Annotated in this window: 14 protein-coding genes; 7 read left to right on the plus strand and 7 right to left on the minus strand. The window is 62.2% G+C overall.

Going from position 1 to position 23325, the window contains the following annotated elements; translation table 11 throughout:
* Positions 1-647: IS5 family transposase (locus EV672_RS08475; protein ID WP_133608251.1), on the minus strand; the 647-nt coding region annotated here is incomplete at its 3' end.
* Positions 648-1075: 428 nt separating this feature from the next.
* On the opposite strand from EV672_RS08475, the gene EV672_RS08480 reads away from it, so the two are divergent.
* Positions 1076-1429 (plus strand): hypothetical protein, encoded by a 354-nt coding sequence (locus EV672_RS08480; protein ID WP_133608253.1) that lies wholly within the window; start codon positions 1076-1078, stop codon positions 1427-1429.
* A 48-nt stretch (positions 1430-1477) separates the two neighbouring features.
* Entirely contained in the window at positions 1478-2122 is a 645-nt protein-coding gene (locus tag EV672_RS08485; protein ID WP_133608255.1) for a hypothetical protein, read from the plus strand.
* Positions 2123-2256: 134 nt separating this feature from the next.
* Here EV672_RS08485 and EV672_RS08490 read toward each other — a convergent pair whose 3' ends face one another.
* From EV672_RS08490 to EV672_RS08500, 3 genes are read right to left on the minus strand one after another with little or no spacing between them, the layout of a single operon-like run.
* A complete protein-coding gene (locus EV672_RS08490; RefSeq protein ID WP_133608257.1) occupies positions 2257-3579 on the minus strand; it encodes an McrC family protein in 1323 nt (440 codons plus the stop codon).
* Positions 3576-6161, minus strand: a complete 2586-nt coding sequence (locus EV672_RS08495) for a DUF8426 domain-containing protein (RefSeq protein WP_133608259.1) — start codon at positions 6159-6161, stop codon at positions 3576-3578. Before EV672_RS08495 ends, EV672_RS08490 begins: the two co-directional genes overlap by 4 nt.
* Positions 6158-6715 (minus strand): hypothetical protein, encoded by a 558-nt coding sequence (locus EV672_RS08500; RefSeq protein WP_133608261.1) that lies wholly within the window; start codon positions 6713-6715, stop codon positions 6158-6160. The genes EV672_RS08495 and EV672_RS08500 overlap by 4 nt, the downstream gene beginning before the upstream one ends.
* A gap of 467 nt (positions 6716-7182) precedes the next feature.
* Between EV672_RS08500 and EV672_RS08505 the strand changes: the two genes are divergently transcribed.
* The 4 genes from EV672_RS08505 (at position 7183) to EV672_RS08520 (ending at position 13922) form a co-directional block, all read left to right on the plus strand.
* Positions 7183-8487: a vWA domain-containing protein gene (locus EV672_RS08505; RefSeq protein WP_166643512.1), complete on the plus strand. Its 1305-nt coding sequence runs from the start codon at positions 7183-7185 to the stop codon at positions 8485-8487.
* A 124-nt stretch (positions 8488-8611) separates the two neighbouring features.
* Complete coding sequence (locus EV672_RS08510) at positions 8612-9745, plus strand: metallophosphoesterase family protein (protein WP_133608265.1); 1134 nt, start codon at positions 8612-8614, stop codon at positions 9743-9745.
* Positions 9742-12474 (plus strand): AAA family ATPase, encoded by a 2733-nt coding sequence (locus tag EV672_RS08515; protein WP_133608267.1) that lies wholly within the window; start codon positions 9742-9744, stop codon positions 12472-12474. The genes EV672_RS08510 and EV672_RS08515 overlap by 4 nt, the downstream gene beginning before the upstream one ends.
* 248 nt (positions 12475-12722) lie before the next feature.
* The gene (locus tag EV672_RS08520; RefSeq protein ID WP_208110738.1) at positions 12723-13922 is read left to right on the plus strand and encodes an ATP-binding protein; all 1200 of its coding nucleotides are present in this window, start codon (positions 12723-12725) and stop codon (positions 13920-13922) included.
* A gap of 12 nt (positions 13923-13934) precedes the next feature.
* Here the strand turns inward: EV672_RS08520 and EV672_RS08525 are convergent, their stop codons facing one another.
* Genes EV672_RS08525 through EV672_RS08535 form a run of 3 tightly spaced genes read right to left on the minus strand, consistent with a single transcriptional unit; the run spans position 13935 to position 20068 of the window.
* Positions 13935-15575 carry a nuclease-related domain-containing DEAD/DEAH box helicase gene (locus EV672_RS08525; RefSeq protein WP_133608269.1) on the minus strand — a complete coding sequence of 547 codons (1641 nt, stop codon included), beginning with the start codon at positions 15573-15575 and terminating at the stop codon, positions 13935-13937.
* Between the two features lie 9 nt (positions 15576-15584).
* Positions 15585-16568: a helix-turn-helix transcriptional regulator gene (locus tag EV672_RS08530; RefSeq protein ID WP_133608271.1), complete on the minus strand. Its 984-nt coding sequence runs from the start codon at positions 16566-16568 to the stop codon at positions 15585-15587.
* Between the two features lie 20 nt (positions 16569-16588).
* The gene (locus EV672_RS08535) at positions 16589-20068 is read right to left on the minus strand and encodes a TM0106 family RecB-like putative nuclease (protein ID WP_133608272.1); all 3480 of its coding nucleotides are present in this window, start codon (positions 20066-20068) and stop codon (positions 16589-16591) included.
* A gap of 848 nt (positions 20069-20916) precedes the next feature.
* Here EV672_RS08535 and EV672_RS08545 point away from each other — a divergent pair.
* Complete coding sequence (locus EV672_RS08545) at positions 20917-23325, plus strand: molybdopterin cofactor-binding domain-containing protein (protein WP_243738594.1); 2409 nt, start codon at positions 20917-20919, stop codon at positions 23323-23325.

A 23325-nucleotide genomic window follows, 5' to 3' on the forward strand; every position in this document is an offset into this window, starting at 1 on the left:
GCGAAGACATCCGTCTCTTGCCCATGCAGCAAGCTGTTGGCTTCGACCACATCGTTGACGTTGCCCGATGTGCCACGCACGGTGTGCACCAGGCCGGAGTCAGCGTCCACGCCGATGTGCGCCTTCATGCCAAAGAACCACTGCTGGCCCTTCTTGCTCTGGTGCATCTCCGGGTCGCGCTCACCGCTGGCGTTCTTGGTCGAGCTCGGTGCCGAGATCAGCGTGGCGTCGACCACCGTGCCGCTGCGCAGCATCAGGCCCTTGGCGCCCAGCAGCAGGTTGACGGTCGCCAGGATCCGCTCGGCCAGCTTGTGCTTCTCCAGCACATGGCGGAAGCGCAAGATGGTGCTCTCGTCAGGCAGTCGGTCATCCCAGCCACCCAGGCCGGCGAAGTCGCGGAACAGCGGCACGTCGTGCAGCGCTTCTTCCATCGCCGGGTCGCTCAGCGTGAACCACTGCTGCATGAAGTGAATGCGCAGCAGCGACTCCACCGGGAACGGCGGGCGGCCGCGTTTGCCCTCGGGCATGAACGGCGCGATCTGCACCACCAGGTCGGACCACGGCACCACCCGGTCCATCTCGTCGAGGAACTCCCGGCGGCGGGTGCGCTTCGTCGAGGTTCCCAATCCAAGGCTGCTCTGCTTCATGGGCTCAATGGTCTCAGGCAATCAGGTCGGCGCCAAGCACGTGTCCGGGCGATTTATGCAGACCTTCCCTAAGGCCATTCGCCATATTGAATCGACGTTTTGGGTCATCGCAGGCTCGCCGCGCGGCTTCGAACACGTGACTGCAGCTAAGAGCCGGGCGCGGTGGCTGGAGGTCACGGCTTTTGGTGCCGCTCGAGCACTGAGACATTTTTGATGGGTGTGGTGACACAGACAGAACAGAAGCTCAGCCTGTGAGCTTGTTTTTGTTGATCATGTTGACAACGTCTAGGTTGAACTGGACAAGGAGGCGCTTTGTGGTAGTGCTCGGATCTCTGGTCTTCATGGTCGTTGGCTACTCCTTCAACTTCGCCGTGTTTTGGCAGAACATCCACCACCTGCGCGTCAAGGCCCAGATGTGAGATCTGTCGATGCAGATGATCTCTGTTGTGCACCGGTTGGTCGGTCAGTATTCGCACGACCTGGCGATGCGACTGGTGAAGTACCGGTTGAGCTTGGTTCACCGTCTTCAGCCGGTGATCGTCAACGACAACTTCGACTTTGAGCCTGCCGAATTCCTCGTGGCCCGTATTCAGACGGACGCTGAATACCGGCGGTTGCGTGATGCGCGCAAGGCCATCATGGACAACCCCAAGGTTGAACCCCAGATGCTGTACCCCACCTTTTCTGTACGGATCGTCAAGGAGGCGGACATGTTCGACGTTTTCAGGTTGAGAAGCCTTGGTGAGTCGGCGCCAGCGCGGTTGACGGCTTTGACCCGATGACAGATTTTCAACCGAACAGCCAGGCTAGGCTGTACTCAGGAGCATTCCATGGCTGTACTCGGAATACTGATTTGGTTCGTCATTGGCTGCATGTTTTATGTGGCCATTTTCATGAGCATCTGGAAATCGATCTATCACTGGCGCATCCGGGGTCAGGTACAAGATCTTTCAATGGAAATGATCCCTCATGTTCGGGACTTGGCCCGTCAGCACTGGGACGTATTGGCGATTCGCATGGGCAAATACGAGCTGAGCCTAGAGCGCTGTCACCTGCCTCGCGGTGAGTACAACTTTGATGCCGAACTGGCTGAGTTCTTCGTCTCACACATCCAAACCGATCCCGAATACCAGCGTTTGCGAGATGCCCGGCAGGCCCTCATGCAGCTTCCCAAGGTGGACCATCGGATGATTTATTCCACCTTTGCTCCGCTCATCGTCACAGAGGCCGACATGTTCAATGTCTTTCGGGAATGGTGCAAGGACAATGTCACCCCGTCAGGTGCAGCCACTTACACCAACGATGAGTCGGGATTCGGCAACCGGCCGCCCTTAGAACGCACTCGTCCTGAGTCTCTTCTGTTGTGGGATGAGTGGGGTAAGTGGAGCAGCAAGGTGATCGAGTGGGATCGGTGCAACTCAATGGAGAGGTTCGGGGCGGTGATCTCCAATCGCAAGGTTGAGAAACCTTGGTGAGGTCGGGCGCTGCAGACTGCACTCAGCCAGCGTCAGGGCCTGCATACAGGCCCAGTGGCAAGTGCAGTTTTTTGACCACGGCCTGTCAGACCATGGACTTAAGTACGGACCACATGGATGTGTGTTGTCATGACTTATGCCGCATGCGCGCGGTTGAGCTGGTTGCTGGCCACAGCTGGAATGAGTGCCGGCAGCTGCATTGCCCCGAGGCCGATGATCCGCTCCGACGTCAAGTCAAACGGCAGTACATGCAGCCGCAGCTGATTTGAGAAGTCGAATGGGGCTAGTGGCCTGCTGAACTTGGCGGACATCGGGTAAATCAAGGCCATGTTGCCGACCCCACCCATGTACTTCTGTCCATACGCGTACAGCTGATAAAAGTCAGCTTGCGAAAGATCGAACTTTTCTTTGTGGTTGGTTTCATCCAGCAGCTTCCACTTGGCGTCCAGCACCCACTTGTTCGTCGGCCCGTGCTCAACGAAGATGTCTGGCTCTAGGCGGAAAATGTCTTTGCCGCCTTGTTGGCAAAGGTACTGGCTCGCCGCAGGAGTCCGTATGCGGTATGTGTTGTCTAGGCGTCGGCGAAGGCATGCGGCCACATGCTGTTCAAACAAGCGATCCATTGGGAACAGCAAGCTCAGCCCTTTGGTTTGGCCTTGAAGAGCCAGCGGCATCGCTTTCAACAAGATGATCTCGCACCAAGGGCGCACTGATTGGTAGTGGGCCATCAGCCTGTCTGTTCCCCACGCCCTGAAGTCAGCCTGGATGTCTCGGCTATCGGGTAACTCTGCAAGTCGCACGCTCAGCTCGTGCGCCAAACGCCAGTTGTCCGTCGAGGTGGTCTGCTTGCACACCAAATTCAGCGTGGATCGAAGCAAACGGTTCTCCGCCCGGTCGGGTGTGAACACGTCATGACGAATCTGGAAACGATGCTCGCGCCCCGGCGGCTGCCGTAGCTGGGCCATGACGTTGAGTTGCCCGCGCAGGTAGGGCTGCTCCTCCTCCACCCGTTGGTAGTTGAACCGAAGCCCACGCTGAACGATGTGGTCCAGTTCATCCAAGAATCGGGCCATCACCCATTCAGTCAGCGGAGCATTGAAGGTTTCCAACGAGGCCACACCGACCTCACGGGCCTTCATGTCAAACATGGACTGGATAAGTTTGCGCAGCAGTGCCCTGCTGGCCTCCTTGTCACGCTCGCCCGTGCCCTCCGTGTGTTTGGGCAGAATCTCAACCGTGGTGCCACATGGGGTCTGGATGACGCCCACAAAGCCGTCGAGTCGCAGGCGCGTACGACCATCGATTCGAACCAGGCTTGCGCCGCCACGCCTGAACTGCTCGCTCAAGGTACACAGGTGATCGAATGCAGACGGTGAAACCTGAGCCAACGCCAGTGACGGAGTCTTCACTGGATGTGTCGTCAGCGAGGCGTACTCGCAGACGGTCACTTGGTTCATGCGTCAGGCTCCAGCGCGCTCATGTCGATGGTGGCGAGATAGGTGCCGACATGTTTGAAGGCTTCGGCATTGACCTCCCACAGCGGGCGCGGAGACACCTGCACATCGGAACCAAACAAATCGCTGGCGTCGACACCGCGCGAGCGGATGAAACAGTACTCATCTCGCCCTGTCTTGCGATGGTCATTGAGCACCCAGCGGATGCGCGTCCAGTCGTCAAAGAAATACTCCTGCAACTGGGGCAGCACCTGCCTGCGGAAGATCTCAGAGAGTCGTGCCAGGCTCTTGTCCTCTTTCAGGGGCATGAACCATGCGTGGCCCAGCAAGTAATCTGGCCCCAGCAGTGCTTCAATGCGCAAGTTGATCTTGGACAGCAGGTGTTCCACGGGGACCTGACCTTCAACGAGCACACCGGCCAAGTGGTCAGGTCGCGGCGTCATGGCTTTGAAACTGAAGCGACGCCTCAACGCCACATCCATGCTGGCCAAAGAGCGATCTGCCGTGTTCATGGTGCCCAGCAGGTAGACGTTGTCCGGCACGCTGAAAGGTCGGCGTGAGTAAGGCAAGGTGGTCGAAAGGGATTCTGGCTGGCCATCGCGCTTGGAGTCTTCGATCAAGGTGATGAGCTCACCAAAGATACGCGACACATTGCCCCGGTTGATTTCATCGATGATGAGCACGTGCGGCAGTGGTGCTTGTGCTGCCTTCGCGACTTCAACCTTGGGCTTCAACCCTGCCTTGGTCAGTGCGTCGTACAGATCGGGCCAGCGGATGCGGCTGAGCTCATAAACCGTCTGTAACGTCAGTTGCTTGCCGGCGTTGAGGTTGACGATGTCGAAGTCAATGCCCTTCCAAAGCCATTTCACAGGCAAGCGGTGAACGTAGTCAGGGCGCACCTTGCCAGGAACAGTGGGCGTGTGCTCATAGGGGCCAATCACCACACCAACAGCCGAGATGCTTCGCTTGGTGGCCAAGCAAACCACGACATCGCCAGGCTCCATGTTTCGGCTGAAATTCTCAAGCGAGGCCTGTTCCTTGGGCCCAAGGTTGTGCGCAGCGTCGGCAAAGTTCAGGCCAGGAACTGACAAGTCGCCTGCTTGCGGCCACCCGATCCGGGCCTCGTCATGGTCAAAGCAATGCTGCCGTGTGTCCATCTCCCCGTTGGACTCTCCGATGGACATCTTCCACACCACAGCGTCTTGTCGGATCTGCGCCTGCTCATCGAGCGTTCGATTGCGCCTGGCGTTGTCGCACAGGGTCAGGAACACACCGTCTTCGACCTTGTACTGGACGCCTCCCAGGGAGGCCTTACTGGCTTCCGGCGGGACTGCGCGGATGCCTTCCACGAAGTCTTCATAGCTGAAACTCTGGTGGAAGGTGACAAACGCGATCCGCCCGTCCTCTTTAAGCTGGTCAAACCGTGCCTTGAGTTTTGCCCGGGTCTCCCTGGCCCCAAGCGAAGCGACGCTCGCAAAAACTTGTGGGTCCAAGATGTGCAGGGCCTCCTCAATCAGGCCGTGTGTTTTGCCTGTGCCCGGGGGACCAAACAGTATCTGATTGCGGGGTAAGGTGCGAATTGGCATATCCATTTCTGTGAGGTCCCCGTTCCCACGAACGTTGATATTGGTCTCCGCCTGACCGTTGTAGGCGGCCAGAAAGTGCTCAAAGTCCTGCATGCTGTTTAACTTCAAAGCCACCGCCTCGTGGCCCTGATTGGCCTCAGGACAGCAGGTGCCAAGGTTGGAGCTGCGGGTGTCATGCGCCTTGTATTCCCGTCGGACCAATTGCGGGCAGGCGGATACCCACGCGCCGGCAGGTGCGAACAGCGTCACGGTTTTGTCGTCGCGGCTGAAGGCGAAGGGCCGAGCGCTTTCTTTGATTCGGGCGCCCACCATCTTCATGGTTTGGTGACGGAACTCAAAGCGAAGCGGATCTGCGTCGATCTCCGTCTGTATCTGAGCTGCCAGCGTGTGCTGCTGTAGCCATGCTGTGCGTGCGTCCCAGCAAGCCTCACTCGCCTCCAGTGTGCTCGGTTGGTTGAAGCGCAGGCGCGCCTCGGCCTGCAAGGCTGGCATGGCGTCTTTGCTGGTGCCAAAACGACCCAGTGCGGCACACAGGTCTCGTGCATTCAGTACGCCCAGCAGGGCTTGATGCTTGCGGTCTTGGTACAAGAAGGCGATCTTCCACTTGATCACCGGCCCAAGGTCTGCGTTCTCCACCCCTTGCAGGTCGCCGAGGCTTGCGGCAAGGGCCACCTGCATGATGGCCTTGCGGACATTTTCAAAGGCCTCGGCCTCGGTGGCGCCATACTTTGCTGACCAAGCGTGTGTAGCGCCATAGCGGGTGTACGCGTCGCCCGACTTCTCAGTCAGGTTCTTTCTGGCGTAAATGCCGAACTTGAACGCCGAGCCCCCCCAGATGGACCCCAGGGCTTCGGTGCGCTCTTCCAACCAGAAAGTGAAGCAGTCCTTATCTTTGGCCTTGGTGTAGTCGTCCAAAGTCATGTTGGCCAGGCGCTCAGCTGGCCATACGGCGAGAAAGTCGTCCCACAGCTTTTCTCTTTCAACGATGGACAGGCTCATGACAGATGTGCACCAAGTTGGGCCTGTGCCTCGGGCAGGCAGAGGTTGTCCGAGACGAGACGGTGGAGAGAGATCAGAAGGGGGAGGCGAGTGTCGCGTGATTGAGCCAATTCGCAGATCTGTGCGGCGTGCGCTCGAGCGAAGATTGGTCTTTCCAGCGAAGCAAACGTGACAAGGGAGTCCGCTTTGTCATTGACACCAGCGCCGGTTGTTGGGTTTACGTCGATCAGATTTCCGTTGAGGTCCTGCTTTGCGGCTGGTCGGATGGCCTCATGTTGGGCGCTTTCGGGCATCCAAAGTGCCTTGGCGGATGTGTGACAGTCGCGTGCTTGAGTCGCGTCGGCGACATCTTGGCCGCGAGCATTACCCCGGAAGTGTTTGCAGTCCGAGTCACGGAGGCGTGGGGTCTGATCGGCAATCCTAGCGGCGAAGGTGTTTGAGAAGCACTGGATAAAATTGAGACCGCACGTGGCGATCTTTTTCTCGGCGGCATCCATGTTGGCTTGCAGCTTGTCGGTGGTGGCCCAGAGTGTCATCTTGATGTAGTCAAGCATGGCGCGCGATGGCTGGATTTGTTGTTTATGTCGCGGGAGCAATGCGCGTGCTGAGTCTGGTTATCTTAGATTGAGGCGCAGGATAAATCGGTTCAGACAGGCACATTCCTGCAGGTCCTCGAAGTGAGGCCGTGAACTTACGCGGACGGACGTTGTTACTCTTTACTGCTTGTGGTGATGGCCCGCACATGCAGACGACACAGCATGTGCGGGCGATCCCAGTTGGAGCATGACACCTGACTGGCTCATGGGATGAGCGCGGTTATTGTGCCCAGCGAGAAAGTCGTCCCTGCTCAGCCAAAAGCTTATTCAGCGGCTGTGCCACGTGCCGTGATGCACGTCAGCTTCGATGCTGGACGCTGTTTCTAGGCTCACGCAGTGAGCTTCACGGATGCCACAGTTGGCGCTCATTCTTCTGCAAGGAGCGCCCGATGACCTCAGCCCCTCAAGCCTCGTTTGCCAGCATCATGCTGGCACCCATCCGCGCCGCGCTGCAGGCCGGTCACACCAACGTCTTCGAGCTGCTGGTGCGTTTGCAGGGTGCCGATGCACCTGCTGGCCTGGCCGAAAAAACGCCTGAAGCACGGGCCCTGGCGTTGGTGATCGACTCATCAGGCTCCATGCAAGGCCGCCCGTTGGACCAAGCCAAGCGTTGCGCAGAACTGGTGGTGTCCCGCTTGCGCCCGGAAGATCAGGTGGCCGTGGTGCAGTTTGACCAAGCAGCTCGCCTGCTTTGGCCTGCGGTCCCGGTGGGGGATGGGCAAGCCGTGAAGCACGCCATCCAAACCATCGAGTCGGGTGGCTGCACGGCGTTGCATGGGGGATGGCTTCAAGGCGCGTTGGCTTTGCAAGCGTGCTCGATCACAGGTTTGCGTCGGGTCATCTTGCTGTCCGATGGCGAAGCCAACGAGGGGGAAACCAACCCCGGGGTCATTTCACAGCAGTGCGCTGATTGGCAGGGCCGTGGCATCACCACCAGCACTTATGGCTTGGGCAATGGTTTCAATGAGGAGTTGATGGTCGCGATGGCCCGCTCAGGCGGCGGCGGGCAGTACTTCGGCCGGACAGCGGAGGATCTGATCGGGCCCTTTGAGCGCGAGTTGGCGCTCATCAATCAGCTGTGTCTGACCGATGTGCGCATGTCTCTCAAGGCCGCGCCTGGCGTTACGTTCGAGGTACTCAACGATCTGGCGGTGGTGGATGGCGTCTACACGCTGTCTGACCTCGCCCACGGTGCAGAAGCCTGGGCTTTGCTGCGTTTGACCGTCTCGGCAACAGCCTTGTCTGGGGTGCAGCAGGGTAAGCCATTGCTGCAGGTCACCGTCTCTGGCCGTGGCATGGATGGTGAGTCCGTGCTGCTGGAGTTGGCGAAGCTGGACATGCCGGAGGTGAGTTCTGGCGAATGGCACCAACTGCCTGCCAATGAGCTGGTTCAGCGCCGGGTGATCGAGGTCGCGGCAGCCCAAGCCCTGGAGAACATGCGCGCGGCGGCGCAACGTGGGGACGTCAAAGCCGTTCAAGAGTTGCTGCGTGCTGCCCGCAAGGAATTTGCCGGCAGTGACTGGGTTCGGGCCATCTTGGACGCCATGGAGCGCCTCGCGAGTGACCCTGAGGGCATCCGCTTCATGAGCAAGGAGTTGCTGTACTCGTCCCGCTCGCTCAAGTCCAAATTGCGTGCCCGTCATGAAGGCTTCCAGGTCAATCAAGCGATGGAGGCTGCGGCGCCATCCTTCTTGCGCCGTGACGACATGCAAGGCACCACCAAGGGTTGAGTCGCATCTGTCAGCTCATGCGGAGCGCTTGTGCCTGCGAGCGTATGGTGCTCCGCTACCATCGCCCCTGACCTTCAGACCAACGACCAGAGCGTGCCGTGCAGGGTGCGTCAAGGGAGATCCATTGCCTCGCTTCATCCACACTGCAGACTGGCAAATTGGACGCCAGTACGCCACCTTCCCAGAGGACGACGCTGTGCCTCTGGCGCAAGCCCGTTTGGCGGTCGTTGAAAGAATCGCTCAGTTGGCCCAGGACCACCAGGTGGATGCTGTGCTGGTGGCGGGCGACGTCTTTGACATGCAAACGGTATCCGAGCGCGTCGTTCGCCAGATGTTCAACGCGATGAAGGGCTATGCCGGGCCCTGGGTGCTGATCTCAGGCAACCACGATGCGGTCTTGGCTGAGAGCGTCTGGTCCCGCATCGTGCGCTTGGGGCTGGTGCCTGCCAATGTGCAGCTGGCGCTCAAGCCCGAGCCGGTGCATCTGGACGCGGCAAAACTTGTCGTGCTGCCCGCGCCGCTCACGCAGCGCCACACCTTCGATGACACCACCGCATGGTTCAACCTGGCTGAGACCCCAGAGGGTTGGGTGCGCGTAGGTCTGGCCCATGGCAGCGTACAGGGCCTGCTTGCGGAGGACATCGATTCACCTAACCCGATCGCGCAGGACCGGGCCACTCAGGCGCGCCTGGACTACCTGGCATTGGGCGACTGGCATGGGTGCAAGCAGATCGATGCGCGCACGTGGTACAGCGGCACGCCTGAGCCCGACCGCTTTAAATCCAATGAGGCGGGTCACGCTTTGCTCGTCCAGGTGGATGAGCATGGTGCCTTGCCCACGGTCACGAAGATGCTCACCGGATGTCATCCGTGGCAGTCTCTGACGCACCGACTGGATGTGGACACCGATCTGGATGAGCTGATTGCCTTGTTGCAGGGTTTGCCGGCGCAGGTGGTGTTGAGCCTCACGCTGGTGGGCAAGCTGGATCTGACGGGGCAGCAACGCCTGCAAGCCGCGCTTGGTGAGTTGGAAGCCCGCGCCCGCCATCTCAATGTGGACGGGTCTGACTTGCAGCTCGCACCCACCGACGATGACATCGCCGGCCTGCACGCCGACGGTTACTTGGCCGAGTTGGTCTGTGAATTGCGCGACGCCCAGGCAGTGGAGGGGGCTGATGACGCGCAGCAGCGCGTGCACCGCGAAGCCCTGTCCATCCTGGCCGGCCTGTTGGCCCAGCAACAGGGGGTTGCCGCATGAGCTTGCGCCTCACCCACCTCAAGGTCGAACAACTGCGGCGTTTTCGCCAGCCCTTCGAGCTGGCCCAGCTTCAACCAGGATTGAACCTCTTCACCGCGCCCAACGAGGCTGGCAAGAGCACCCTGGTACGCGCCATCCGTGCGGCGTTTTTCGAGCGCTACCGATCCAAGTCCGTGGATGACCTGCGTCCCTGGGGCGACAGTGGTGCCACGCCCAGCGTCGAGATCGGGTTCGAGCTGGACGGCCAGGCGGGCTTGTTGAGCAAATCGTTCCTGGGCAACAAGGCGCGCTGCGACCTGCGCATCGGCGGTCAGACATGGACGGGCGCCGATGCCGAAGAGTACCTCGCGCAAATGCTGGGCTTTGCCTACGCGGGCAAGGGTGCCAGCAAGTCCGAGCATTGGGGCATCCCGGGGCTGCTGTGGGTGGAACAGGGCAGCGGTCAGGAGCTCAAAGAGGCTGCCGATCACGCCTATGGCCACCTTCACCAGGCGCTGGAGAGCCACCTCAGAGACAGCCATGCCTCGGCACTCACGGCCACAGGGGGCGATGCCGTGCTGGCCGCTGTCAACGAACAGCGCGACCAGTTGCTGACCAGCACTGGGCGTCCGCGAGGCCCCTATGCGGAGGCCATTGCCCGTGTGGATGCTTTGCGCGAGCGCTGCCAGGAGCTGGAAGACAAGGTGCTGACCTACCAGCAGCAAGTGGATGATCTCTCCCGCTTGCGCACAGAACAGCAGCGCGACGAGGCTGATCGCCCCTGGGACAGGCTTCAGGCCCAACTCACACAGGCCCGTGAAGCCTTGCAGGCCGCCGAGCAGGCTGACCAGCAACTGAGCGATGCCCGCCGGTTGCTGGTGAATTTCCAGAATCAAAAAGACTTGCTGGTCCAGCAGCGCAACAACTTCGCACAGCTTGAGCGCGACGGCGTCCAGCGGCAAAACGATGCTGAATCAGCGCGCACTCGACTGCAAGACGCACAGGCTCAGCTGGCGCAGGCCCAGCAACAAGCCCAGCAGGCCCAAGGCGCGCTGACGGTAGCCCAGACCCAACTGCGTATCGCTGAGCAAGCGTCACAACGCCAGCAGTTGAGGAGGCAGCACGAACTGCAGCAGCAGAGCCTCGATCAAATCCAAGCGACTTTGTTGCAGGCCAAGGCGGCCGAAGGCCGGCTGCAGGCTTTGCGTCAGCAAGTGCAAGGTGCCAGCCTGAGCGCCGCTGACATGCAGCGCCTGCGCCAGTTGGAAGCCAAGGCCCACCAGGCTGACCTGCGCATGCAGGACTTGGCCACGCGCATCCAGTTTCAGCTGATGCCTGGACAGGCCATCACGGTGTGCGCCCAGGGGCAGGCGCAGACAGTCGCGGGTGAGGGTGAGCTCCTCCTGCCGGGTGCCACCACACTGACACTGCCTGGCCTGGGTGAGTTGACCATCCTGCCAGGTGGGGAGGATCTGAGCGAGTTGTCGCTCCAGCTGCACTCTGCGCAGGCCGCCTTGCGCTCAGCCCTTCAAGCCTTGAATGTGCCTGACTTGGTTGCCGCCGAGCAGCGCGCTGTCCAGCAGGCTCAGCACGCACAGCATCTCCAACTGGCAGAACAAGCGTTGGTGCTGATCGCGCCTCTCGGTCTGTCGGCGCTCGAAGCTCAGCTTGAGCAGATGCAGGCCGAATTGCAGCGGTCAGCCCAGGCTTTGTTGCGCCTGCAGGGTGTTGCCAACGGGGGGAACGTCAGCAGTGAGCAAGAGCCAGGGGCATCGACCGATGGCCCAACAGATGAACCCGAAGAAGTGCCGAGCCTGGCTTTGGCTGAAAGTGCGTACAAGAGCGCCGAGTTCGCCCAGGCCCAGGCCAGTGAGGCCTTGGGTGCGGCGCAGAGCCTGCGCGCCACAGCCAGCGCCCAAGCGGAAGGTGCAGAGCGTGAGTGCTCGATCATCCAGCAGCAGCTGGGGTCGGCAGATCGCGCGCGCCAGAAGGAAGACATCCAGGCCCAGCTTGAGAGCGTCCAAAGCCAACAAGAAGCACAGCGGTTGCGGGTCGAACAACTTGACGCGCAGCTTGCACAGGTGCGCCCAGACATCCTGGCGCAGGACGTGGAACGCTTCGAGCGCAGCCTGGCGCAGAGTCGCCAACGCCAGCACGATCGCGCGACGCAAATCACCGTCTTGGAGCAGGGGCTGGCTTTGCAGGGCGCCCAGGGGTCAGAGGAGGCGCTGGCCCTCAGCCGCGGAGAGTTGGTACGGGCCCAGCGCCGTCAGGCCGAGCTTCAACTGCGCGCCAACGCTTTGGAGCTGCTGCGTAGCCAGCTGGAGGCCAAGCGCCAGGCGGCGCTCGACCGTCTGCAGGCGCCACTGCAGCAACACTTGCAGCGCTACCTCAGTCTGCTGTTTCCAGGGGCCAGTGTGGCCGTGAGCGACACCTTGGTGCCCACCGAGCTGACCCGTCGCAACCCTTCAGGCGGCCAGGAAGTGGGTGCGTTTGAGGCGCTGAGCTTTGGCGCCCGCGAGCAGCTCTCGCTGGTCAGCCGATTCGCTTATGCCGATCTGTTGAGGGAGGCGGGGCGCCCCACGCTCATCATCCTGGACGATGCCCTGGTGCACAGCGATGCCGCGCGCCTGGCCCTGATGAAGCGGGTGGTGTTTGACGCCTCTCAGCGCCACCAGATCCTGCTGTTCAGTTGCCACCCTGAGAGCTGGCGGGACATGGGAGAGGCGCCTCGGGAGCTCGATGGCTGATCTCGGTAAGGCGGTCCACAGGGTGCTCCTTCAGGCAACAGGTCACCGGCCAGCCCCTCACCACATTGGGTTACTGACCACGAGTGACCTTGAGCTCAGGGGACCTCAAGAGTGTTGACCGATTGGACGATGCGCAGCGCTGAGGAGCACGCGCGAATTGGCTCCCATCGCCATCATCTTCACTCCGGACTTTTCCTTTGAATTATTAAAATGCCATAATTATTTGGATCAGGTAATTGAGGTTAATCATGCCGCCCAATACAGACATCTTCCAAAGGCCCGAACTTGCCCAGGCGATGGCGCAGCGTTTGCTCCAGCCTGGCGTGTTGGACGAGGGCCTGCGCTCGGGCCTGTTCATCTCAGGCCTGCGCCGCCAGGGCAAAACGACCTTCCTGCTCAACGACCTGATCCCTGCGCTGGAGCAACATGGCGCCATCGTCATCTACGTGGACCTGTGGAGCAACACCAAGGTGAGCCCGGAGTTCCTGGTGCTCGACAAAATCCGCGCGACTTTGGGCGAACTCCAGAACCCGGCTTCCCGGCTCATGGAAAGGCTCAAGAGGGTGGCAGGGATCGACGTGGGCATCCTCTCCTTCAAGTTCGGCTTCAAGCTGGACACCTTGGGTAAGGAAGATGGCCCTACGCTGTCTGAGGTGCTCCAGCAGGTGGTGGACCAGGGCCAGCGCGACGTGGTCCTCATCGTGGACGAGGTCCAGCACGCCATCACCACCGAAGATGGCCGTCGCATGCTCGAAGGCCTCAAGTCAGCGCGAGACGCGATCAACCCCAGGCCCCACACGCCAGGCCACTTCATCATGATCGGGACCGGATCGCACCGTGCGATGGTAGCGGAGCTCACCACGCGCCGCTCACACGCGTTTGAAGGCGCCACATCCCTGGCTTACCCCGTGCTGAGCGAGGACTATGTGGAGCACTTGCTGGCGCGCATCCGGCAAGAAAGCAACCAGGCGCCGCTCCCGTCTCTGGCGGTTGCGTCCCAGGCATTTGCCACGGTTGGCCATCGGCCCGAGGAGCTGCGCAAGGCTTTGCGCGCCATGTACCTCTCCATGCAGGATGCGCCTCAAGCACCCGATGCCGTGCTGCCCATCGTCGCGCGCACCTTGAGGCTGGAAGCCGCCGAGATCGAGTTCCGCAAAATCGAAGACATGGGTGTCCTGGCGACGGTGCTGTTCGATCGCATCGCCTCAGGTGTGGACGAGGGCAAAGGACTCTTCAGTGCAGATGCACTCAGCAGCTACCGGCAGACACTGGGTCGCGAGGTGCCCACCGACGAGGTGCAGCGTGTCGTGAACGACTTGTTGGCTGAGAACCTGGCGATGCGCAGCGAGCGCGGGCGCTATGTGGTCACGGACCCGTTTGTCAGCGATGCCTGGGCAGAGCGCAAGCAGATAGACAGTAAGGGGTTCACCCAATCGTCCGGGTCTTGACCCCGCTGCCGGTCAGGGCACATCCTGCATCGCCAAGGAAAGCGCCTGCTCAGCCGCTTCAGTGAGGATCCACTCCACGTGCATGCGTGCCCGTGTCAGGGCCACGAACAACAAGGCCTTCACTTCTGGGGTGAGTGCCTCGAAATGACATTCGGTGAGGATCAAGGCCTTGGCCGCCTGTCCTTTGAACCGCCTCACCGTGTCGATGCTCAACACTCCGTCGGTCCAGCAAGGCCTGCCTTGGGCGTCATAGCTGCCGTCGAAACGTCTGGTTGACCAGGGCCCCAAGGTCTCGCTGTGCAGCTCACTGCGCTCGCGTCCACGCCAGGTCAGCACCACGATGTCTTCGAGCGCAAAACCTTGGCCCAGGCACCGCTCCACTGCTGCCACGGTCGCCTTCAGCAGGCTGCGGTCCCCGGGCTGGTATGTCTGCAGGCCTGGCAGCTGTCCGGCCAAAGGGCCGCAGGCTTGCACGGGTTCGTTCGTCAGTTGCAGCAGGTTCACCAGCTCCACGAGCTTGCGCGGGCTTCGGTGGTTCTCATGGCTCGTTACCACCACTGCCTCGGGAAGGTCGATGGGCTCTCGGTCCGGGTACAGGCACTGGTCGGGGTCGTCCATCACGCACAAGCGCCCTGAGGCCTTTAGCTTGGGCAACAGGGCCTGCACCCACTCCACCGGCATGTCTTGCATTTCATCGATGATCAACAGGTCCAGGGAGGCCGTCTGCTGCGGCGCTCCTGCCAGGTAAGTCTCCGTCATCGCGGCCAGGTCGATGGCGTCCCCGTAGGGCTTGCCTGCGTGTTCCCAGCACAGCTGGTGGAACGTTCGGACCTGCACACCTTCTTGCGCTGCCGGGGCAATCTGGCGGAGGTGGTCTGCCAAGGGCCTGTTGAAACAAACGTACTCCGCGCGCCAACCTTGTTCGGCTGCTTGGCGCAACATGCCCAAGGCCAACTGGGTTTTGCCTGAGCCCGCGGTGGCTTGCACGCGAACGATGCCAGAGGGCGCGCTGATGCGCGGCACCCAGGTGGCCAAGCCGCCCGAAAGCGCGCGCACCTGGCATTCAAGCCGGCCTGACAAGGCGGTCACGTCGAGCTGTAAACCCAGCTGGTCCAGCATGAAGCGCAAGACTTGTTGGCGCATGCCCTCGTCGTCCACGCCCATGCTGAGCTGTCTGCGGATGACGCCGGCCAAGTCCTCGCAGTCATTCGCATCGATGACCCGCTCGCGCGGAAAGCCGATCGTGGCGTCCTCGTCGCTCACACGCTTGTGGGGCAGCACCAAGAAATGCTGCAGCCTGATCGTCCAGTTCCGCTCGCGGATGCGCTCTTGCAGCTTGTTGAACTGGCGCTGGAGTTGGTGACCGACGTCTTTGACCTTCGTGCCATAGCGCTTGAACAGCCCCTCAGGCCCCATGTCCAGCTCGCCAGCTTTGACTTCGAGGATGGCGAGGTCGCCTGCGCGGTTCATCACCACCATGTCGAGCTCACCGTGCTGGTCGCCCTGCGGTCGTGCGTTGGCCCAGTGCAGGTGGTGGAAGATGGTGTAGTCGTCAGACAAGCCCCGGTCGAGTTGCTGAAGGATGTCGCGCTCGGTGTGTTCGCCGGCCGTCATCGGGCGGAAGGTCGCCAGGTCAGGGATCAGTTTGGCCATGGCCCGACCTCACTGGTCTGCGTAGGTTGCCAAGGCCAGGCGGAGCTGCTTGTGGACCTCGTCGCGCAGGGCCGTGGGCTCCAGCACCTCGACCTCTGGCCCGTGCCGCAAGATGTCCATGCTCAACTCGACCATGTCCACAAACGGGAGCTTCAATTCGATGCGGCCGTCTTCCAGTGTGTGCAGCTGCTGATCGGGGTGCCATTGCTCACGCGCCACCCATTGGGCAGCGAGCGCACTGAACCGCAATCGCGCCCATTGCACCTTGTTGCCAGCGTAGATGCCATACCCGCCGTCCAGCGTCTTGGCCACTGTGCTGAGCGCGACTTCCTTGGCTTTCTCGTCGCTCACCTGGACTTCGGCCATGGCATCGAGTGCAAAGCGGCGCAGGTCGTTGTTCTTGTGGCACCAGGCGTCCATGTACCAGGTGTTGCGGTAATGGATCAGCCGTTGCGGTGACGCTTGCCTGCGCGACTCAGTTTGGCGCGAGCGCGTGAAGTACCGGAAGGACAGCTTGTTGCGCCCCAGCAGGGCACTGCACGCGGCTTCGAAGCAGGGCGCTTCCACCGGACGGCGCCCGGCATGGACCACCCGGATGCGCTGCATGACGTCGATTTTGTCGCGCTCACTCTGCCCCACCAACTGGTGGATGCGCTCCAGCAGTGGGCCGACGTGGCGGTTGAGCGCGCCGTTGGGGTCCAGGCCACTGAGCAACTGGTGGGCTGTCAGCAGTGCGTGCAGCTCCTTGGCGCTGAACCACAACCCCGGGATTTCATGGCGTTCGCCAACCTGAGCGGAGGTGTCCAGGCGGTAGGTGTCTTCTGCGCGGTCGTAGACGATGGGGCAGCCCAGACGGTCGCGCAGATAGGCCAGGTCGCGCTTGACGGTTGCGGGCGAGACTTCCAGCTCATGCAGCAGGGTCTGGAAGTTCACCAGCCGATGGCGGCGCAGCAGGCTTTCGATCTTGACGATGCGGTCGGTTTGGGCGCCCATGGATTTGCTTGGATTGGTCTTCAGGGCATTGTCGCGCGGTCTGGCAGCTTGCCATCAGCGGCCACCCAGCACAGCAAGTTCACCAGCGCCATTTGCTCCGGCGTCTGGCATCGCACGCTGAGCAGACGTGGGTTGGCCAGCACCACGGCCAGGCACTTGGCCCGCGAGATGGCCACGTTCAGCCGGTTCTTGCTAAAGAGGAATTCGATGTCGCGTGGCAGATCGTCTGGGCCAGACGTGGTCATGGAGACGATGACCAGCTCGGCCTCCTGCCCCTGGAACTTGTCCACGGTGCCCACGCGAGCATCTGCGGGCAAGGTGCGCTGCAACAGGTTGACCTGCACGTTGTAGGGCGCGACAACCAGGATGTTGTCGGGCGTCATGGCGTGCCGGTGGCCATGCTCATCGGTGTAGTGCTGCTTCAAGGCGCTTTGGTAAAGCGCCAGCACGGCTTGCGCTTCCTCCTCGCTGCCTTGCGAACAGCCCGTGTGTGAGGTGGGCGCATGCACCAGGCCCGCTGGACGCAGCCAAGGGTGTGCATTGCTTTGCAACACCAAGGTGCGCTGAACGTTGCTTGCCTCGGGCTGCAGCCGCCCGTCATACACCGCATCAGAAATGAACCGGCACACATCGGGGTGCATGCGGTAGCTGGTGGCCAGGAAGATGCCTCGCTCAGGCGGGATGGTGGCGCGTCCATCGAGCAGGTGGTCCAGGGCCGAGTCGCCCGAGCGGCCAGGGTGCACGCCTTGTACGGGTTGGCTCAGTTGCATCTGGTCGCCCAGCAGCACGATGTTGCGCGCACACGTGCCCGCTGCGATCAGGTTGGCCAGAGAGACTTGACCTGCTTCATCCACGAAGAGGTAGTCCAGCGCCTGGTTCATGGCCTCGTCGGCGAACAGCCAAACGGTGCCTGCCACGAGTTGCGCGCCAGAGTCTGCTACCTCTTCGTTCAGGCGCTCATTGACCACGTACTGGTGTGGGTGCGACAGCTCTGTGTCGGGGCGATCAGCCGTTGCCTTCTTGACCGTGTGGACGCGCAAACCCCATTCCGTGGCCACGTCCAGTGCCTTGGCTGTCAGGTGATGGATGGCCTTGTGGCTGTTGGACATGACGCCCACGCGGTGGCCCTCACGCAGCAGCGTGGCGATCATGCGGGAGCCGGTATAGGTCTTGCCAGACCCCGGAGGGCCCTGCACGTACAAGCAGGTCTCACGCATGGCCTGCACCGCTCGGATGGCTGCGTCCAGCGGCGTCTTGCCCTCGGGCACGATGGGTTGGCCGCTTTGCAATCCTTCCAGATCAGGAGGACGCCGCGCGAGCAGGTCGTGCAGCGCCTTGTGTGTTGGGTGTGGCGTGTTGTGGACCTGCCCTGCGGCAAGCCAGCTGTCTGCAAAGCGGAAGAGGGCGTTGACCATCCGCTGCGGGTCAATGGGCTTTCCGGGCCCCAGGGCCAGCATGGTGGGCATAGGGCGGTTGGCGCCACGCTTGAGCACGGCGGTGCGACCATCTTCAGACAGACGCAGCTTGCCCAGGTTTTCTCCGGTGGATGCCAGCGTGCAGGAGTCGCCGTCCATGAGCTTGCTCTGTTGCTCGGGCACGCAGTAGGTGTACTCGATGGACTTCTTGACGCTGCGGGGCGGATGATGCGGGTCCAGCGTCAAGCCTGCCAGGCATTCAGCATCCTCCAGCAACGCCTCGGTGTCTTGCTCCATGCGGCTGAACATGGCCCACCACTCCGGTTTTTGTGCGCGGCGGTGGAAGTCCAGCAGCTGGAAGATCAGTTCCTGTTGGTGATGCGCGTCTGTCCACTCGCGCCGATCGTCGGGCAATGGACGGATGAGCACCTGCTGGTAAGCACGCAGGCGCGCCTCAGCTTCCTGGACGGCCGTGGCACGAGGTGTGTCGTCCTTGACCTGCTCATTCTGATGCGCAGCGTCTGCGGAGAACCAGGGCAGGGCGGGCGGCCTCAGGGTCAAGAGCCAGTCGCGCAACTGCTGGGTGGACTCGACATCGTCGCGGTTGTAATTGGCGATGTCTTTGAGCAGCTGAGGGTCCTGGGTTTCGCGCCAGTGCTCGTAGAAAACGATGCTGGCCCCTGCGTTTTGGACGTCGCCCGCGCGCGGTGGACGGTAGAAGTGCTCGACGTATTTGATCGAGTAGCTGGGCTCAGAGATCCGCAGGCCTTCGCGCACCACCTTGTAGAGGTCAACCAGTGCACGTCGGCGCAGGAGTTGGTCCACCTCCACCTCGCGGGTGGCGTGCTGACTGGCCAGCCGCTTGAGCGCGGTTTCCTCATACGCGGCGTAGTGGTAGATGTGCGCTTGTGGATGGCGGTGCAACCAAGCCATCACAAAGTCCATGAAAGCCTCGAATGCCTCGCGTTCTTGCGCTCGGTCGTGAGCCCAGAAGGTGCGGAATTCCCACTCGCCTGGCAAATCGGGGTGGCGGTGCCACAGGCCGAACAGGTACTCCAGGCCGCCGGGCTCCAGCGGGTTGCCCTCCATGTCGAAGAACAGGTCGCCATCGTCCGGTTGGGGCAGACGATGAAAGCCGCGCAGGCCTTCGGCGTCCAAGTCGATCAGTTCCAAGTGGCGCTGGCCCGTGGTGCGGCCTCGATGCTGCAGAGAGGCTTGTGCCTGCAAGCGGACGATTGTCTGAGGCTGGATTTTGGGTATCTGCAGGTCGACGGGGGCTTGAGCAAGCGCTTCCAGCGTGGAGATGCCTGCAGCTTGAAGCTTGAGCCACTGACTGCGCTGGATACCGGCGACCTGGCAGAGGTGATCGTCGGCCAGGCGGCGTTCTGCGCAGAGGCTGCGCCAATGGCAGGTGTCACAAGCGGCCACGGGCTCTGGGTAGCTGTCGCTTGCTCCCATCTCCAGGCTGCGCATGCGCTCTCGAAAGCGGCCAATCAGGGTGTCGAGGTAGTGCCCATGGTCAGCGAAGCGAAAGCTTCTTTGGGTGTTGTCGCCCAGGACCACGTGCATGAGCTCGGGCGCAGCGCCTTGGGCAAGGGTGAGCAAGCGGCTGTAAAACGCCAGCTGGATGAGGAATTTCGCCTGGGGCGTGCGGGCCAACTTGGTGTCTGCCACTTCGTAACGCCATGTGCCCAGTGCGGAGGGCTGGCCATCGACCCGCATCAGGAAGTCGGCGTGGCCAATGAGGTCGCCGTCACGCAAGGTCGCTTGGTAGATGACATCCACACCCGAGCGCAAAGCATCCAGGGTGCGTGCCACGCGCTCATCCTTGGAGGATGACTCATTGGTCTCCTCGTTGATGTCCACCACCTGCAGGCCACTGGCGCGCAGCCGTGCGAGGTGTTGTTGTTCGTGCTGGTTGCCTCGGCTGGTGATCAATGCGCCCGACGTATCCATTTCATCGCGCTGTGTACGCAATGCCGCATCGGTGGTGGCTTGCCAGTCCAGCGATGTGAGGTGTTCGCACGCGACGAAGGAGACCAAGTCGGAGGCGGAAATCAGCAGTGCGTTGGGCGTGCGTTGCATGGAGGGGCTTAAAGCGCGTTGATGGATTTTGCGGTGCGACCGTGATCAGCTGTGGACGCCATGCATCGGCCAAACAGCTGAGTGGCTGAACGGCTGTACAGCTGAACGGCTGAACGGCTGAACGATTCATCCCCCCAAAGGCCGATCGGCGACCCTTGATGTTGTGCCCGACGCGGGTGCGCGGCGTCCGTTGTCGCCTATGGGCATCGCTGGGAGCACCTGCACCGATCGCGCTCAGCGGCAAGCAAAGAAGTCAGCACGAACGCTGGACCGTGCGCAGCGGATGAGAAGTCAAGGGTTGTGAAGATCAAGAGCTTCCTGAGAAGGTGTGTGAAAACGCCTGATCCGTCTTGTTTGCTTGTGGTTGGCTAGATGCCTGCTCACTTGCGGTGACCGCAGCGCGAGATTGCATCGCCGCGTCCGAGTGTGGTGTTCGACAGGCTCATGGGGTGAGCCTGATGGCCGGTGCCAAGGCGACTCGACGAGTCGAGCCCGGGTCTGGCAAACTCATGTGCACGAGAAATGCACTTTTGGGCGCATGTGCACACGACCCGTGTGCAACAGCGGGGCGAGAAGCCTTTGCTGATCGGGGGTGTGGGCGGAGTGAGACACCAGCCATGGGACTCATAATCCTTTGGTCGTTGGTTCAAGTCCAACACGGCCTACCACCTCCTCCCGTCCCATCACCTCACCTTCCTTAGGCGGAATTACCCAAGGGAAAGTGACGGCGCTGATGGCGGCTGAACTGGACACAATTTCCGTCATCGCATCGGCAGCGGGCTGCATCTCCAGCCTCTCTGACCTCGCGATGCGTGCCCGGTTTGCACGCCCATCCGATGGAGACGCCCGTGAAAGCTGTACCCCCTGTTGCGCCCGAAGCTGGCGCCCTGCCCGGCGAGGCCCACGCCCCCTTCCACACCCCTGACGCCGAAGCGCCGGCAGGCATCAGCCGCCGCGGCTTGCTGACCTACGCGCTGTCTGCGCCGGTGCTGACGGTCGCGGCTGGTTTCGCCGCACCGCGCGATGCCGAAGCTGCCCTGCCGCTCACCCCACCCGACACGGTCGATTTCTTCGACCTGGGCGACGCGGTGACGCTGACCTCGCTGCCCACCATGCCCCTGGTGCGCCTGTCGGTGGGCAAGAACGGCCGGGTGGCTTTCGAGCTGCCGCGTGCCGAGTCGGGCCAGGGCATCTCCACCGCCTTGGCGATGATGATCGCCGAAGAGTTGGACGTGCCATTGAACATGGTGGATGTCACGCTGTCCGATGCGCGGCCTGAGCTCCTGGTCAACCAGCTGACGGGTGGCTCGACCACGATCCGCAGCTTTGCCGGCGTGTTGCCCTTGATGGCCGCACAGGCGCGCGCGCGTTTGCTGGAAGCCGCTGCCCGCCAGTGGGGTTTGTCGGCCAGTTCGTTGAACACCGCGAATGGCCACGTGCTGGCCTCGGATGGGCGCAAGGCCGCCTACGCCACGCTGACCCTGGCCGCATCGCTCATCCCGGCGCCTTTGAACGTGGCGCCGAAGTCCGCTGGCCAGTACCGTGTGGTGGGCAAGGCCGCCGGTCGCATCGACGCCCTCGACATCGTCACCGGGCGCAAGCAGTTCACGTTGGACATCCCTGTGCCCAACGCCAAGCCCACCATGGTGCGCCGTCCGCCCACCATCCTGGGCACGGTGGTGCGCGTCAATAACCTGGGCACGGTGAAGGCCATGCCGGGGGTGATCGGCGTGTGCGTGCTGCCGCGCGGGGGCGCCATCGTGCCCATCCCGCCGGGCGTGGCCGTGATGGCCGAGACCTTTGGCCAGGCCTGGGATGCCGTCAATGCGCTCGATGTCACCTGGGGTGCCGGCACCATCGACGGTGAAAGCAACGCGTCCATCACCGCCAAGCTCAAGGCCTCGTTGCCTGCGCTGGGTGTGCCGCCCGTGAGCATCCCCCTGCTGGGCTCGGTGACCATCGATGCCGAGTTCGAAATGGCGCCGCTGTCGCATGCGCCGCTGGAAACGGATTGCGCCATCGTGGACGTCAAGCGCGATGCCAGCGGCAACCCGGTGTTCTGCGAGATCTGGGCCGGCATGCAGACGCCCATCGCGGCTGCGCAGTCGGTCGCCATCGACTTGGGCCTGCCGCCCACGGCCGTCAAGGCGCACGTGATCACGTCGGGGGGCTCTTTCGGGCGCCGCCTGTTCTGGGACCCGGTCCAGCAAGCGGCCCAGGTGTCCAAGGCCTTGGGTTATCCGTGCAAGCTGATGTACCACCGCGCCGACGACATGCGCCATGGCCGCATGCGTCCGCCGCAGTACCACCGGGTGCGCGCCACCACGGCGCTGGGCCAGGTTGCGCTGTTCGACCACCGCATCGCCAGTCCGCGTCTGGACGGCCGACACGGCTTCGGCGACCTCGTGACAGCAGCGGTGGGTGCTGTGCCCGCCGTTTTCCAGCAGACTCCCGGCAACCTGGGCGTGGAAGAGTTCCTCTTCAAGACCATGGTGTCGTCGCCCTACAACTTCGGCGTGAGCAACAAGCTGCTGTTGCCGGTGCCGATCATCATGAACACGGCCTCGTACCGCTCGGTGCACATCCAGCCGACACGGCTGTGCGAGGAGATCATGGTGGACGAGCTGGCCAAGGCCCTGGGCAAGGACCCCGTGGCTTTCCGCCTGGAGTTCCTGCGCTCGCCGCGCGCCATCGCCTGCCTGAAGGCCGTGGCCGCCACCGGACAGTGGGGCAAGGTCATGCCCAAGGGCTTCGCGCAGGGCATCGCGGTGCACCAGGAGACGCGCTCCTACACCGCCTGCCTGGTGGAGATTGACGCGCGCCCGGCCATCGCTGGCACGGGCCCGGCGTTGGTCACCAAGGCGGTCATCGCCATCGACGTGGGCAAGCCCATCAACCTCAGTGGCATCGATGCCCAGGTGCAAGGCGCGTTGGCCGAGTCCATCTCGATCGTGCTGAGCTCGGGCCTGCACGTGCAGAACGGCCTGCCGCTGGAAGGCAGTTATTCGCAGTACCACTTCAGCCGCAATCGCCACTATCCGAAGGACGTGAAGGTCATCATCATGCCGCCCAACGGCGAGGCCATCGGTGGTCTGGGCGAGGTCGGTCTGTCGGCGTCGAGTGCCGCGATCGCGAACGCTTACGGCCGCGCCACGGGGATCAAGCCGCGCAAGTTCCCGCTGTTCTTCCCGGTGGACTTCACGCCCTTCCCGCCGGGCAAGCTGCCCACCCGCCTGATGTTGCCCCTGCCCGCCTGA

Source organism: Aquabacterium commune (genome assembly GCF_004362855.1).
In the GTDB taxonomy this organism is placed as follows: Bacteria; Pseudomonadota; Gammaproteobacteria; order Burkholderiales; family Burkholderiaceae_C; genus Aquabacterium; species Aquabacterium commune.

Bases quoted from the DNA above. Each gene is read 5' to 3' on its own strand.
- EV672_RS08480 (WP_133608253.1), top strand. From the start codon at position 1,076: ATGCAGATGATCTCTGTTGTGCACCGGTTGGTCGGTCAGTATTCGCAC.
- EV672_RS08485 (WP_133608255.1), top strand. From the start codon at position 1,478: ATGGCTGTACTCGGAATACTGATTTGGTTCGTCATTGGCTGCATGTTT.
- EV672_RS08490 (WP_133608257.1), bottom strand. From the start codon at position 3,579: ATGAACCAAGTGACCGTCTGCGAGTACGCCTCGCTGACGACACATCCA.
- EV672_RS08495 (WP_133608259.1), bottom strand. From the start codon at position 6,161: ATGAGCCTGTCCATCGTTGAAAGAGAAAAGCTGTGGGACGACTTTCTC.
- EV672_RS08500 (WP_133608261.1), bottom strand. From the start codon at position 6,715: ATGCTTGACTACATCAAGATGACACTCTGGGCCACCACCGACAAGCTG.
- EV672_RS08505 (WP_166643512.1), top strand. From the start codon at position 7,183: ATGCTGGCACCCATCCGCGCCGCGCTGCAGGCCGGTCACACCAACGTC.
- EV672_RS08515 (WP_133608267.1), top strand. From the start codon at position 9,742: ATGAGCTTGCGCCTCACCCACCTCAAGGTCGAACAACTGCGGCGTTTT.
- EV672_RS08520 (WP_208110738.1), top strand. From the start codon at position 12,723: ATGCCGCCCAATACAGACATCTTCCAAAGGCCCGAACTTGCCCAGGCG.
- EV672_RS08525 (WP_133608269.1), bottom strand. From the start codon at position 15,575: ATGGCCAAACTGATCCCTGACCTGGCGACCTTCCGCCCGATGACGGCC.
- EV672_RS08530 (WP_133608271.1), bottom strand. From the start codon at position 16,568: ATGGGCGCCCAAACCGACCGCATCGTCAAGATCGAAAGCCTGCTGCGC.
- EV672_RS08535 (WP_133608272.1), bottom strand. From the start codon at position 20,068: ATGCAACGCACGCCCAACGCACTGCTGATTTCCGCCTCCGACTTGGTC.